General features: G+C 70.3%; 14 protein-coding genes. 3 read left to right on the top strand and 11 right to left on the bottom strand.

Annotated elements, in window-relative coordinates; genetic code table 11:
* Positions 1–10: 10 nt before the first annotated feature.
* From ACZK5D_RS06450 to miaA, 4 genes are all read right to left on the bottom strand, one after another.
* Positions 11–1921: an ATP-dependent DNA helicase gene (locus ACZK5D_RS06450; RefSeq protein WP_463664790.1), complete on the bottom strand. Its 1911-nt coding sequence runs from the start codon at positions 1919–1921 to the stop codon at positions 11–13.
* A gap of 67 nt (positions 1922–1988) precedes the next feature.
* Complete coding sequence (hflX, locus tag ACZK5D_RS06455) at positions 1989–3413, bottom strand: GTPase HflX (protein ID WP_463664687.1); 1425 nt, start codon at positions 3411–3413, stop codon at positions 1989–1991.
* Between the two features lie 84 nt (positions 3414–3497).
* A complete protein-coding gene (dapF, locus tag ACZK5D_RS06460; protein WP_463664688.1) occupies positions 3498–4313 on the bottom strand; it encodes a diaminopimelate epimerase in 816 nt (271 codons plus the stop codon).
* Positions 4300–5253, bottom strand: coding sequence for a tRNA (adenosine(37)-N6)-dimethylallyltransferase MiaA (miaA, locus tag ACZK5D_RS06465; RefSeq protein WP_463664689.1), 954 nt, complete (start codon positions 5251–5253; stop codon positions 4300–4302). The genes dapF and miaA overlap by 14 nt, the downstream gene beginning before the upstream one ends.
* A gap of 84 nt (positions 5254–5337) precedes the next feature.
* Here miaA and ACZK5D_RS06470 point away from each other — a divergent pair, with 84 nt between their 5' ends.
* On the top strand, positions 5338–5535 hold the full coding sequence (locus ACZK5D_RS06470; protein WP_458993759.1) for an antitoxin: 198 nt from the start codon (positions 5338–5340) through the stop codon (positions 5533–5535).
* A gap of 7 nt (positions 5536–5542) precedes the next feature.
* Here the strand turns inward: ACZK5D_RS06470 and miaB are convergent, their stop codons facing one another.
* Positions 5543–7036, bottom strand: a complete 1494-nt coding sequence (gene miaB / locus ACZK5D_RS06475; RefSeq protein WP_463664690.1) for a tRNA (N6-isopentenyl adenosine(37)-C2)-methylthiotransferase MiaB — start codon at positions 7034–7036, stop codon at positions 5543–5545.
* Positions 7037–7102: 66 nt separating this feature from the next.
* Between miaB and ACZK5D_RS06480 the strand changes: the two genes are divergently transcribed.
* Complete coding sequence (locus ACZK5D_RS06480) at positions 7103–7981, top strand: aldose 1-epimerase family protein (RefSeq protein WP_458993757.1); 879 nt, start codon at positions 7103–7105, stop codon at positions 7979–7981.
* Positions 7982–7987: 6 nt separating this feature from the next.
* On the opposite strand, the gene rny is transcribed toward ACZK5D_RS06480, so the two are convergent.
* The 4 genes from rny to ACZK5D_RS06500 form a co-directional block, all read right to left on the bottom strand.
* The gene (gene rny / locus ACZK5D_RS06485; RefSeq protein ID WP_463664691.1) at positions 7988–9595 is read right to left on the bottom strand and encodes a ribonuclease Y; all 1608 of its coding nucleotides are present in this window, start codon (positions 9593–9595) and stop codon (positions 7988–7990) included.
* 246 nt (positions 9596–9841) lie between these two features.
* Positions 9842–10366, bottom strand: coding sequence for a regulatory protein RecX (locus ACZK5D_RS06490; RefSeq protein ID WP_458993755.1), 525 nt, complete (start codon positions 10364–10366; stop codon positions 9842–9844).
* Positions 10350–11393 (bottom strand): recombinase RecA, encoded by a 1044-nt coding sequence (gene recA / locus ACZK5D_RS06495; protein WP_458993754.1) that lies wholly within the window; start codon positions 11391–11393, stop codon positions 10350–10352. The genes ACZK5D_RS06490 and recA overlap by 17 nt, the downstream gene beginning before the upstream one ends.
* Before the next feature lie 159 nt (positions 11394–11552).
* On the bottom strand, positions 11553–11768 hold the full coding sequence (locus tag ACZK5D_RS06500; RefSeq protein WP_463664692.1) for a DUF3046 domain-containing protein: 216 nt from the start codon (positions 11766–11768) through the stop codon (positions 11553–11555).
* Between the two features lie 154 nt (positions 11769–11922).
* Between ACZK5D_RS06500 and ACZK5D_RS06505 the strand changes: the two genes are divergently transcribed.
* Positions 11923–12681: a DeoR/GlpR family DNA-binding transcription regulator gene (locus ACZK5D_RS06505; RefSeq protein WP_458996521.1), complete on the top strand. Its 759-nt coding sequence runs from the start codon at positions 11923–11925 to the stop codon at positions 12679–12681.
* 9 nt (positions 12682–12690) lie between these two features.
* Here ACZK5D_RS06505 and ACZK5D_RS06510 read toward each other — a convergent pair whose 3' ends face one another.
* Together ACZK5D_RS06510 and ACZK5D_RS06515 are read right to left on the bottom strand one after the other, a co-directional pair.
* A complete protein-coding gene (locus tag ACZK5D_RS06510; protein WP_458993753.1) occupies positions 12691–12966 on the bottom strand; it encodes a helix-turn-helix domain-containing protein in 276 nt (91 codons plus the stop codon).
* Positions 12967–13113: 147 nt separating this feature from the next.
* Positions 13114–13593, bottom strand: coding sequence for a CinA family protein (locus ACZK5D_RS06515; RefSeq protein WP_458993752.1), 480 nt, complete (start codon positions 13591–13593; stop codon positions 13114–13116).
* Between the last annotated feature and the right edge of the window lie 7 nt (positions 13594–13600).

Below are 13600 nucleotides of genomic sequence, written 5' to 3' on the forward strand. Positions count from 1 at the left end.
TAGCCGGCTGCTATTCAGCGCCTCGGAGGCGTCGCAGCGCCTGCACCGCGACGTCCCCGTCGGTGGTCATCCAGAATCCCGGCAGCGAGGACTGCAGGTAGTCGCCGTACCGCTTGGTGACCAGCCTGGGGTCCAGCACGGCCACCACGCCCCTGTCCTCCATCCGACGGATCAGCCTGCCGGACCCCTGGGCCAGGAGCAGCGCGGCGTGTGAGGCGGCCACGCGCATGAATCCGTTGCCCCCGGCGTCGTCGACGGCCTTCTTGCGCGCCTTCATCAGCGGATCGTCCGGGCGCGGGAAGGGGATCTTGTCGATGATGACGAGCTGGCAGGTCTCGCCCGGCACGTCGACGCCCTGCCACAGCGACATGGTGCCGAACAGCGAGGTGCCAGGATCTGCGACGAAGGTGCGGGTGAGCTCGGAGAGCTGTGCGTCGCCCTGGCACAGCAGCGCCAGGTCCGGGAGCTCGCGCCTGCAGTACTCGGCGGCCTGCTCTGCGGCGCGACGCGACGAGAACAGCCCGAGCGTGCGGCCGCCCGCCGCCCACATCAGCTGCGCGATCTCGGCCAACGTGGCCTCGTTCATGCCGTCGCGGCCCGGTGGCGGAAGCCTCTTCGCCACGTACAGGATGCCCTGGCGCTTGTAGTCGAACGGCGAGCCCACGTCCACGCCGCGCCAGGCGAACTCGTCGGGGGGGTCTGCGTCGTCGGTGAGCCTGTCGTTGTAGTTCAACCCCATCGAGCTGGCCGCAGCCTCGAAGGAGCCGCCGAGCTCGAGCGTGGCCGAGGTCAACACCGTGGTGGTCTCCGCGAACACCTGGTTGCGCAGCAGTCCGGCCACGTTGAGCGGCGCCACGTAGGCGGCGCGGCCGAGGATGTCGGATTCGGTGACCCACACCACGTCCGCCTCGGACAGCTTCGCGATCCGCTCGGCGACGTCGAAGATCTCCTTGACCGCCGCGGATGCCTGCAGCCGCTCAGCGTCGTCGGTGACCTTCCCGAGCGCGCTGACCACCCTCCGGGCCACGTCGCGGAGCTGGGCGGCCGCGTAGGGCAGGGGAGCGGAGCCGGCGGTGATCCGCGTGAGCTCCGATTCCGCGAGCGCCTCGCGCAGCACGTCGGCCTGGTCCAGGAAGTCCACGCCAAGATCGTCGTCGAGCCAGGGCAGGGCGCGTCGCGCCGTGCGCTCGACCACGCCGGGGGTGAGCTCGTCGGTGGCGGCGGTGGTGATGCGGCTCACCAGCTCGTGCGCCTCGTCGATGATCACCGCCGCGTGCTCCGGCAGGGCGGTGCCGCCGTGCATCGCGTTGATGGCCAGCAGCGCGTGGTTGGTCACCACCAGCTGAGCGCTGCGCGCCTCTTCACGCGACGCCTCGACGAAGCACTCGGCGCCGAACGGGCAGGTGGCCACGCCCAGGCACTCTCGGGTGGGGATGGAGACCTGTGCCCATCCTCGGGCGGTGTGGGAGGGGGCGTCGTCACGGTCCGCCAGGCCCTTCCGCTGCGCCTCCTCCTCGATCCACTCACGCAGGGCCAGCACCTCGATGCCGAGCTTGGACACGTCGTCCGACGGCGAGGCCGCCTCGGCGAGGGCGGTGCTGCCCACCAGCGAGTCCTGCTCCGGCCGGCCGCCCGAGCGCGCCCGGTAGAGGCAGGCGTAGTTCGTGCGGCCCTTGAGGATGGCGGCCTTGGGGCGCGTGCCGGTGACCTCCTCGACGGCGTCCAACGCGGTGGGGATGTCCTTGGTGGCCAGCTGGGCCTGGAGCGCCAGGGTGGCCGTGGCCACGACGAGGCGCTGGTCGGTGTCCACGCACCGGCCCAGCGCCGGGGCCAGGTACCCGAGTGACTTGCCGGTGCCCGTGCCGGCCTGGACGAGCAGGTGCACGCCGCTCTCCAGAGCATCCGCCACCGCGTCCGCCATCGCCTGTTGACCTGGCCGGGCCTGCCCGTGGATCTCACCGACGGCCGCCGCCAGGATGCGGGAGTGGTCAGTCACGGACGAAGGCCGCCAGCTCGTCCGCCAGGTCCCCGCGGACCCGTGCCGTGATCAGCGTGCCCTCGCCGGTGTGCTCCAGAGAGTCGATGACCGCCGTCTTGTGCACCTTGTCCACGAGGTCTCCGCGCTCGTAGGGCACGAGCACCGTCAAGGCGACCTCCGGCCGCGGGAGCCGCTCGTCGACGACAGCACGCAGCTCGTCCATGCCCCGACCGGTGCGCGCCGAGACCACGAGCGCATCAGGGTGGTTGGCGCGCAGGGCGAGGATGGTGGCCTCGTCCGCCGCGTCCGCCTTGTTGAGGACCAGCAGCTCGGGCACCTGGAGGGCGCCGATCTCCCCCAGCACCGTACGGACCGCGGCGATCTGCCCCTCCGGGTCCGGGTCCGACGCGTCGACGACGTGGAGGAGTAGGTCCGCCTGCGCCGACTCCTCGAGGGTGGAGCGGAAGGCCTCGACCAGGTCGTGCGGGAGGTGTCGGACGAAGCCGACGGTGTCGGTGAGGGTGTACACCCGGCCGTCGGCAGTCTCGGTGCGCCTGGTGGTGGGATCCAGGGTGGCGAAGAGGGCGTCCTCGACGAGGACCCCAGCGCCGGTGAGGCGGTTGAGCAGGGAGGACTTGCCGGCGTTGGTGTAGCCGACGATGGCCACCGACGGCACCTGGTTGCGGCGACGCTCCGCCCGCTTGCCCTCGCGGGTGGCGTCCATCTCGCGGAGCTTGCGCCGCAGGATGGAGATCCGCGTGCGGATGCGGCGACGGTCAGTCTCGATCTTGGTCTCGCCGGGGCCGCGGCCGCCGATGCCCGCGCCTCCGGCGGCACGGCCGCCGGCCTGGCGTGACAGGTTGCCGCCCCAGCCGCGCAGCCGCTGCTTGAGGTACTGCAGCTGCGCCAACTCCACCTGGGCCTTGCCCTCGGCGCTCTTGGCGTGCTGGGCGAAGATGTCAAGGATCAGCGCGGTGCGGTCAACCACCTTGACCTTCACCCGGTCCTCGAGGTTGCGCAGCTGAGCGGGCTCCAGCTCCCCGTCGCAGATCACGGTGTCCGCCCCCGTGGCGCGGACCACCTCGAGCAGCTCGTCGACCTTGCCGCGGCCGATGAATGTGGCCGGGTCCGGGTGGGTGCGCCGCTGCACGAGCGAATCGAGCACCTCGGAGCCGGCGGTCTCCGCCAGCAGCGTGAGCTCGGCCATGGCGTTGTCCGCGTCCTCCTGGGAGCCGGAGGTCCACACGCTGACCAGCACCACGCGCTCGAGGCGGAGCTGCCGGTACTCGACCTCGGTGACGTCCTCGAGCTCGGTGCGCATGCCCGCCACGCGGCGCAGCGAATGCCGGGCCGCAAGCTCTTCCTGCTCCCCGTCGAAATCCGTCTCGACCTCGGCGTCGAGGTCCAGTTGCTGGTCAAGTGAGTGTTCAGTCATCGTCCGGCCATTGTCCCAGCCGGTGGGCACCGAACCAAGCCGCCCTCTCTCCCCTGTGGATAACCCACGGGGCCGAGGTGCCGGTCAGATCCAGAACTCGCCGCGACCCACGATGACGGCGGGCCCGGTCAGCCGCGCGTCGTCCCCCGTGAGATCCACGGACAGCTCACCCCCCGGCACGTTGACCACGATGGGGCCCTCGAAGCCGGTCCGCGCGCGGTAGGCGGCGGCCGCAGCGACCACCCCGGTGCCGCAGCTCATGGTCTCCCCCACCCCGCGCTCGTGCACCCGCATCCGGAGCCGCCCCGGGGTCTCGATGTGGATGAACTCGACGTTGACGCCGTCGGGATAGGCCGCCGCGGGCTCCCAGACGGGGGCATGATGCAGCTCGAGCTCGTCCAGGACCCCCCGCTCGACGAAGACCACCGCGTGGGGGTTGCCCACGTCCACCTTCACCGCGGGCCATGTGCGCTCGCCCTGCCGGACGGTGACCGCCTCGTCGACGAGGGTGGCCCTGCCGATGTCGGTGCTGATGAGCCCGTGGCGGGCGACCTCCACATGCTTGACCCCCGCGCGGGTGGCCACGTCGAACGACCCCGACTCCACGAGCTGCTCGTTGATCAGGTGCCTGGCGAAGACGCGCAGCCCGTTGCCGCACATCTCGGCCACCGACCCGTCGGCGTTGTAGTAGTCCATGAACCACAGGTTGGGCTCGCCCTGCCACTCGCGCATGCTGCCCGCGCGGACCACCCTGATGACGCCGTCGGCTCCGATGCCGGAGCGCCTGTCGCACACCACCTGGATGAACTGCGGATGCATGTCGTGCATGCCGTAGGAGTCGTCGAGGATGATGAAGTCGTTCTTCGTGCCGTGGCCCTTGTGGAAGCTAAATCGCCGCACCGTGACCCCCTCCCGCCTGGTGGGCCAATCCTAGCGCCGAGAGCACCACCGCGACGTTGTCTGGGGCCGTTGCGTCCAGCCACGTGATGCGCGGGTCACGCCGGTACCAGCCCAGCTGCCTGCGGAAGAACCGACGGGTGGCGGCCTTGACCACCTCCCTCGCCTGGTCAGAGGTGATGAGTCCGTCGAGGTGGTCCACCACCTGCCGGTATCCGATGGCGCGCACGGCGGTCACCCCGTCGCGCAGGCCGTGGTCCAGGAGACGTCGCACCTCGTCGACCAGGCCGGATCGCCACATGTCGTCGACGCGCTGGTCGATGCGCGCGTCGAGGGCCTCCCGCTCGAGGTTCAGCCCGAACTGGTGCACGTCAGCCAACTCGTAGGTCCACTCGGGCAGGTGGGGGCGATGCCCCCCGGTCAGCTCGGCCACCTCCAGCGCGCGCACCGTGCGCCGGCCGTTGCCGGGCTCGATCTTGGCCGCCGACTCGGGGGAGATCTCGGCCAGCCGACGGTGCAGCTCATGGGGCCCCACCGCCTCGAGCTCGGCCTCCCACCTGGCCCTCACGTCGGCGTCGGAGCCCGGGAAGTCGAAGTGATCGACGATGGCGCGGGTGTACAGGGGCGATCCGCCCACCATGATCGGGATCACGCCGCGCTCCCGAAGCCCAGCAATCACCGCGCGCGCCGAGGCCTGGAAGTCCGCCACGGACGCCTTCTCGGTCACCTCGGCGATGTCGATGAGGTGGTGCGGCACCCCGGCGCGCTCCTCCTCGGTGGGTTTCGCGGTGCCGATGTCCATCCCCCGGTAGACGAGCATGGAGTCAGCGTTGACGATCTCCGCCGGGCGGCCGGAGGCGGCCAGCGCGAGGGCCAGGTCGACGGCGAGGCGGGACTTGCCCGTCGCCGTCGGTCCGACGAGGACGATCAGAGGCAGGGGCACCTCGCCAGTCTGCCACCCCCAATCGCTGCGGATGCACCCCTGGACACGTCATCCTTGAGGCACCACCAAGGAAAGGAACCCGCCATGGGACTGTTCGACAACATCGGAGACCTCGCCAAGCAGCACGAGGAGCAGATCGAGGCCGCGATCGACAAGGCCGGCGATTTCGTCGACGAGAAGACCGGCGGCCAGTACGCCGCCCAGGTCGATCAGGCGCAGGACTTCGCCAACGACCAACTGGACAACGTGACCGGGGACCAGGAACCGCCGGCCCAGGCCTGAACCGCTGTCAGGCGCAGCCGGCGCTCACCTCGAGGGGCGCCGGCTGTCCGATCACGGGCATCCCCAACCCCACCCCGACCGGCTTGGGTGAGGCGGTGGCGGCCTCCCACGCATCTCCGCCCCTGGTCCGACGCAGCTCCCGGGGAGGCTCGTCGGAGTTGAGATGGTGGGGCGCCGCATGGGTGACCCTCACGGTGGCGATGTCCCCCGGTCGCGGCCGGAGCGCCGGGTCCGACGGCACGGCCACGTGCACCAGGCGGTTGTCGCGGGCGCGGCCGCTCATCCGATTGGTCTCCGCATCCTTGCGCCCCTCGCCGGTGGCGAACATCACCTCGACGTCCCGGCCTGCGAACGCCCGGTTCTCCTCCCACGCCAGGTCGTTGACCAGGTCCGCCAGGCGCTCGTAACGCGCCTGGGTGACGGCCTTGGGGACCTGGTGGGGCATGGTGGCGGCGGGCGTGCCGGGACGGATCGAGTACTGGAAGGTGTAGGCGGCCGAGAACCTCGCCCGCCTGACCACCTCCATGGTGGCCTCGAAGTCCGCCTCGGTCTCCCCCGGGAACCCGACGATGATGTCGGTGGTGATGGCGGCCTCGGGCATGGCCTCACGGACCCGGTCGAGGATGCCGAGGAACCGGTCGGAGCGGTACGAGCGGCGCATGGCCTTCAACACCGCATCGGAGCCGGACTGCAGCGGCATGTGCAGCTGGGGCATGACGTTGTGGGTCTCGGCCATGGCGTCGATCACGTCGTCGGTGAAGTCCTTGGGATGGGGCGAGGTGAACCGCACCCGCTCCAGGCCGTCGATGCCTCCGCAGGCCCGGAGCAGCTTGGCGAACGCCTTCCGATCGCCGAACTCGACGCCGTAGGCGTTGACGTTCTGCCCCAGCAGGGTGATCTCCTGCACGCCCTGCGCCACGAGCATCTCGATCTCGGCGAGGATGTCGCCGGGGCGGCGGTCCGCCTCCTTGCCCCGGAGGGCGGGCACGATGCAGAAGGTGCAGGTGTTGTTGCAGCCCACCGAGACCGAGACCCACGCCGAGTACGGCGACTCCCGGCGGCTGGGCAGGTTGCTCGGGAAGGTCTCGAGGGCCTCCTTGATCTCGATCTGCGCCTCACGCTCGACCCGGGCGCGCTCGAGGAGGGTGGGCAGCGCGCCCACGTTGTGGGTGCCGAACACCACGTCGACCCACGGGGCCTTCCGCAGGATCAGGTCGCGGTCCTTCTGGGCCATGCATCCACCCACGGCGATCTGCAGCCCCGGGTGCCGGGCCTTCACGCTGGCCATGTGCCCCAGGTTTCCGTAGAGCCGGTTGTCCGCGTTCTCGCGCACCGCGCACGTGTTGAACACCACCACGTCGGCCCCTGCGCCCATCTGATCCGGCGACGCCTCGGCGCGCGCCATCCCGGCCGCCTCGAGCAGTCCGCTGATGCGCTCGGAGTCGTGGACGTTCATCTGGCACCCGTAGGTGATGACGTGATAGGTGCGTGGGTCTGCCATGGTCCCACCATGCTAATCGCCCACCTGGGGGGCGCCGAATCCCCTGGGATCGGTAGGCTCACGCCCATGCAGAACAACCCCACCGGCCAGCAGTTCCACATCTCGCACGGTCGCTACGGCGCCGTCGTCACGGAGGTCGGCGCGACGCTGCGCAGCCTGACCCTGGACGGCCAGGAGGTGCTGTGGACGTTCGCCGAGAACGAGGCCCCCTCCGGATCGATGGGGCGCCAGCTCATCCCGTGGCCCAACCGCATCCGCGACGGCCGCTACACCTTCGCCGGCGTGACCCATCAGCTGCCGATCACGGAGGTGCCGCGGCACACCGCGCTGCACGGCCTCGACGAGGGCAAGCCGTGGAGCGTCGTGCGGCACACCGACGACGAGGTGGTCCTGACCGCCCGCTACTACCCGCAGCGCGGCTGGACCTCGGTCCTCGACGCCACCATCGGGCATCGGCTCACCGACGACGGGCTGAGGGTCACCGTCGAGGTGACGAATGTGGGCCAGGCAAGCGCGCCCTACGGCTACGGTGCCCACCCGTACCTTGCCGCCGACGTGTCGACGGCTGAGCTCACGCTCCCGTTCACCAAGGAGCTTCTGGTGGACCCCGAGCGCCTCCTGCCCATCGAGCTGGCCGACGTCACCCCGGAACACGACTTCCGCCAGGCCCGGGCCATCGGCGACACGCAGTTCGACACCGCTCTGGCTGGGGTCGACGGCCCGTGGGAGCTGTCCGTGAAGACCGGCGGCCGCACGGTCACGCTCTGGGCCGACGCGACGCTGCCGTGGGGCCAGGTGTTCACCCATCCGGACCGCATCGCGCTGGCCGTGGAGCCGATGACGTGTGGCCCGGACGCCTTCAACGAGGGCCCCACCCACGACGGGCTCATCGTGCTGGAGCCGGGCGCCTCGTCCCGGTCCGAGTGGGGGTTCCGGGTCAGCTGAGCCGAGTCAGTGGGCGGTCTCCGTGGCGCGCGATTCGCGCACCACGGTGATCCTGATCTGGCCCGGGTAGCTCAGGTTGCGTTCCACCTCGGAGGCGATGTCGCGGGCGAGCGCGTGCGCGCCCGCGTCGTCGACCGTCTCGGGCGCCACCATGATCCGCACCTCACGGCCCGCCTGCATGGCGTAGGCGCGCATCACGCCGTCGTGCGCCAGGGCGATGCCCTCGAGGTTCTCCATGCGCTCCACGTAGGCCTCGAGAGATTCCCGGCGGGCACCGGGCCGGGAGCCCGAGATGGCGTCCGCCGCCTGCGTGAGCACTGCCTCCACCGTGTGCGGCTCCACCTCGTTGTGGTGCGCCTCCACCGCGTGCACGATGTCCTCGTGCTCGCCGTGCCTGCGGAGCAGGTCCGCGCCGATCAGCGCGTGCGGGCCCTCCACCTCGTGCGTGAGCGCCTTGCCGATGTCGTGCAGGAAGGCGGCACGCTTGCACACCGCCACGTCCAGCCCCAGCTCGGCCGCCATCACGCCCGCGAGGTGCGCACACTCCACGAGGTGGCGCAGCACGTTCTGGCCGTAGGAGGTGCGGTAGGCCAGCGAGCCCAGGACGGGGATGAGGTCCGGGTGGAGGTCCACGATGCCCACCTCGGCCAGCGCGTCCTCCGCCTCCCGCTCGATGCGTTCGTGGATGCGTCGCTGGCTGCGCTCGAACACCTCCTCGATCCGCGCCGGGTGGATGCGGCCGTCGGCCACCAGGTCCGTCAGCGTGAGGCGCGCGGTCTCACGCCGAACCGGGTCGAAGCTGCTGAGCAGAACCGACTCGGGCGTGTCGTCGATGAGGACGTTGACGCCCGTGATCTGCTCGAAGGCGCGGATGTTGCGACCCTCGCGGCCGATGATGCGCCCCTTCATGTCGTCGCTGGGAAGGTCCACCGTCGAGACCACGGACTCGCTGGTCTGCTCGGAGGCCACGCGCTGGATGGCGGTGACGACGATGCCCCGGGCCAGCCTGTCGGCCTCGCGCTTCGCGGTGGCCTCGATGTCGCGGGCCAGGGACGTGGCGGTCAGCTTCGCCTGCCGCTCCGCTTCGGCGATGACCTCCGCCTTCGCCTCGGCCACCGAGAGACCCGCGACCCGCTCCATCTCCGCGTTGACCTGTTCGCGCTCCTCGCGCAACTGCTCCCGCTGCTCGCGCAACTGCGCGCGCTGCGCCTCCATGCGCTGCGCGCGGGCCTCAAGACCCTCGGCATCCGCGGCGACACGGTCCTCGCGCTCATGGAGCCGCGACTCCCTCCGCTCCTGGGCCGCCCTGACCTCCCGGAGCTCGGCCCTCTGGGCATTGAGCGAGGCCTCCATCTCCGCACGCCGTCGCTCCACGTCCTCGGCGGCCTCGCGCGCCCGCTCCTGGGCCTGGGCGAGGAGCCGCTCCGCGTCCTCGCGGAGGGAGTTGGCAGCCACCTGGGCCGACTCACGCATCGACGCCATGTCGTCGCGTGAGCGCCGCTCCCAGGAGTCCCGCTCGGTCTTGGACTGCGCGGCCGAGCGCCACTGGAACCACAGAAGAACGAGCACGCCGACCAGGAGAACGCCTGCCACAATCCAACCGAGCTCGCGCACGGCGCCTCCTTCACTAGAACCGATGGTTCACAGGCACCGCACAGGCTGCAGGACGACACAACCGTCCGACGGGGACGGCGAGGCATGGCGGCGCCAGCGCCGCCATGTGTGGTGTCAAGCGGTGACCGAGGCCACCGTGGAATGTCAGTCAGTTCCGCCGGCTGCGCCGACGAGGGTTCATGCGGGGTCCGAAAACCTTGCTATGAGCCTATTCCTGCCCTGTGGAAAACTCAACAGTTGGCACGATCAAACCTCACCCCAGGGGTCTGACTCGGCCAACTCGCCGAACACCTCCTCGACGACGGAGGCCACCACCCCGCCCCCGAAGCCCCGTCTGGCCAGCACCCCGTAGAGCCGCCTCCTGGCAACCACCGGATCGAGAGACGACAGCGTTCGCATCCGACGCCGCGCCAGGTTCAGCGCGGCCTCCCGCTCGTCCTCGACGGTGATGCTCGAGAGCGCCTCGTCGGCGATCTCCTTCTCGATGCCCTTGGCCTGCATCTCCTGCCGGATCCGCCTCGGGCCGCGGAGCCCGGGGCCCGATCGGGAGGCGGCCAGCGCGGCGGCATAGGCGGCATCGTCGATGAGCCCGACCTCGGAGAACCGCTCCAGGATCTCGTCCGCCACGTCCGCCGGGACGTTCCGCCGGGCCATGGCGGCCCTCAGCTCATGCGCGGACCGCTGGCGCGCGGCCAGCTGGTCCAGCGCGATGGTGCGGGCCACCTCGAGTTGGGCGGCCCGCTCCATCGGCGGCTCAGAAGTCGACTTCACCGGTCTCCGGGTTCACGCCCTCCGGCACCGACTCCTTGTCCACGCCGAGGTGGAGGCGGATGCGCCGCTCGATCTCCGCGGCCACCTCGGGGTTGTTCCGCAGGAAGTTCCGGGCGTTCTCCTTGCCCTGGCCAAGCTGATCCGACTCGTAGGTGAACCAGGCACCCGCCTTGCGGATGATGCCGGCATCCACGCCCATGTCGATCAGGCTGCCCTCGCGGGAGATCCCCTGACCGTAGATGATGTCGAACTCGGCCTGCTTGAAGGGCGGGGCAACCTTGTTCTTGACCACCTTGACGCGGGTGCGGTTGCCCACCATCTCCGTGCCGTCCTTGAGCGTCTCGATGCGCCGCACGTCCAGGCGGACCGAGGAGTAGAACTTGAGCGCGCGGCCACCGGTGGTGGTCTCCGGGGAGCCGAACATGACGCCGATCTTCTCGCGGAGCTGGTTGATGAAGATGGCGGTGGTGTTGGTGGTCTTGAGGGCGCCCGTCATCTTGCGGAGCGCCTGCGACATCAGGCGGGCCTGGAGGCCGACGTGCGAGTCACCCATCTCACCCTCGATCTCCGCGCGCGGGGTGAGCGCGGCCACCGAGTCGATGACGATGAGAGCCAGCGCCCCGGAGCGCACCAGCGTGTCCGCGATCTCCAGGGCCTGCTCGCCGTTGTCCGGCTGCGAGACGAGCAGCTCGTCGGTGTTGACGCCCAGCTTCTGGGCGTAATCGGGATCCAGGGCGTGCTCCGCGTCGATGAACGCGCAGATCCCACCGTCGCGTTGGGCGTTGGCGATGGCGTGCAGCGCCACGGTGGTCTTGCCGCTGGACTCCGGGCCGAAGACCTCGACCACCCGGCCGCGGGGCAGCCCGCCGATGCCGAGCGCCACGTCCAGCGCGACCGAACCAGTGGGGATGACGTCGATGGGTTGGCGGTTGTCCTCCCCCAGGCGCATCACCGAGCCCTTGCCGTGGGCCTTCTCGATCTGGGCGAGCGCTGCCTCCAGCGCCTTGGTGCGGTCCGCAACGGCCATGTAACTGTTCCTCTCAGGACTGGACCGCGAGCGGCCAGATGGTGTGTCGTGTGTCACTCTAGGAAACGGGTCAGACGTTTTCTCACGCGATCCGGCTCCTGTGGAGAAACCCTTGCCGCAGAGTCTAGGCGAACACTCGTTCTAATGCGTGCGACACGCTCAACGCAGCACGTCCGGCAACTCGAGCTGGCGCCACACGGCCCGCCAGATGCGCTTGCAGGGCAGGCCCACGCCCAGCGCCTCCCGCACCGTGCGCCCTCCGAGGTCCGCGAGGACCACCTGATCCGCCCAGACCGTCGCATAACCGCCGGGCAGCACCTCGCCCATCCGCTGCCACAGCTCCACCTCGCGCACCCCGCCACCGTAAACGCTCACATCAAATCGCGCCACGTGCGGGGCCCTGGTCCTGAGCGACGACCGCTAGACTCGCTCACGGAAGTGCGCACTCTGCTCAACTTCTGTCCGCGGCGCGAAGGAGCCCCACGACATGAATGCCCCGGGAATGCCCTCTCACAAGCGCTCGGACCGCATGGTCGCGCTGCTGGCGATGTTGAGCGAGGACGGACCACTTCCCCTGTCCCAGTTGGCAGAGACTCTGGGCGCCTCAGCCGCCACGATCCGTCGCGATGTGGCCGTCCTGGCGGCGCAGGGCCTCCTCGAGCGCACCCACGGGGGCGCCAGGCCGGTCAAGGGCCGCGAGCTGCCGGTCAGGCTCCGCGACGGCAGGAACCACGACGCGAAGCGACGGATCGCCCTCACCGTGGCGGGGCTGATTCCGCAGGGGCGGCACGCGATCGGCCTCACGGGCGGAACGACGACGGCCGAGGTGTTACGCGCGCTCCACCACCGCGACGACCTCACCATCATCACCAACTCGATCAGCATCGGCCTGGAGGCCGCCGAGCTGGGCCAGGCGCGCGTGCTCATCGCGGGCGGCGTGCTCCGGCCGAGTTCCCTGGAGCTGGTGGGCTCACTCGCCGAATCCACCATGAAGCTGGTCAACGTGGGCACCGCGGTGGTGGGGGCCGACGGGGTCAGCGCCACCGGCGGGCTCACCACCCATGACGAGATCGAGGCCCGAACCAACTACGCGATGATCGAGCGGGCCGGCCGCGTGATCGTGGCCGTCGACTCCACCAAGATCGGCCACACCACGCTCGCGAAGATGGCGGACATCTCGGAGATCCAGGCGCTTGTCACGGACGCCGGCGCCCCCGAAGGCGAACTGCAGAGGATCCGCGACGCGGGCGTCGACGTGCACGTGGTGGACGGGCCACCGAGCCGCTGAGTCCGTGGCTCAGGCGGCCACCGCCACCCTGGGCATGCGCTGAGCCTCGAGGACCGCCAGCTTGCCGCTGATGCCGATCATGAGCTCCGACAGCGACACGTTCAGGGCCGACGCGATGGCGAACAGGACCTCGCTGGAGGCCTCCTTGTGGCCCCGCTCGATCTCGGACAGGTAGCCCAGCGACACCATGCTGGCCATCGAGACCTCACGCAGGGTCATGCCGGCGGACATCCGGAGCTCCCGGAGCGTCTCACCCATCACCTTACGAATCAGAATGGTCTTCACGACTACCTACCCAACTGGCGAGCGGATTGCCCGTCCTCGCCGGGTGCAACCACACCGGCCGCGGGTTTGTTCCCGATCATTGGGATCTATGGACGGGCCGACCACCCGAGTGTCCTCGACGGACGTGCCCCCTCCGGAGGCCGGGACCTAGAGGACGCGCAGCAGCATCTCGAAGGCGTGCTCGATCGCGGCCGTCCGCACGGCCTCGCGGTCTCCGTCGAACTGCTTGAGCTCGGTGTACTGGGGCGCCGGCGACATGCCCACTCTTGGGCCGACGACGGCGAACCACACGGTGCCCACCTTGGCGCCGTCGGCCTCCGTCGGCCCGGCGACACCGGTGGTGGCCACGGCCCAGTCTGCATCGCAGCGGGACTTGGCCCCCACCGCCATCTGGAGGGCGGTGAGCTCGTTGACCACGCCCTCGGAGCTGATCAGTTCGGGGTCCACGCCCGCGAGCCGGCTCTTGAGGTCCCTCGCGTAGGTGATGAGGCCGCCGCGGTAGACGGCCGAGGCGCCCGGGACGCTCGTGATGGCCGCCCCGATGCCTCCGCCGGTCAGGGATTCGCACGTGGCGAGCGTGACCGAGCGGTGGGCCATCTTCTTGATGACCTCAGCTGCGAGCGTCATTGGGCGT

Source organism: Tessaracoccus yangjingae, assembly GCF_055326235.1.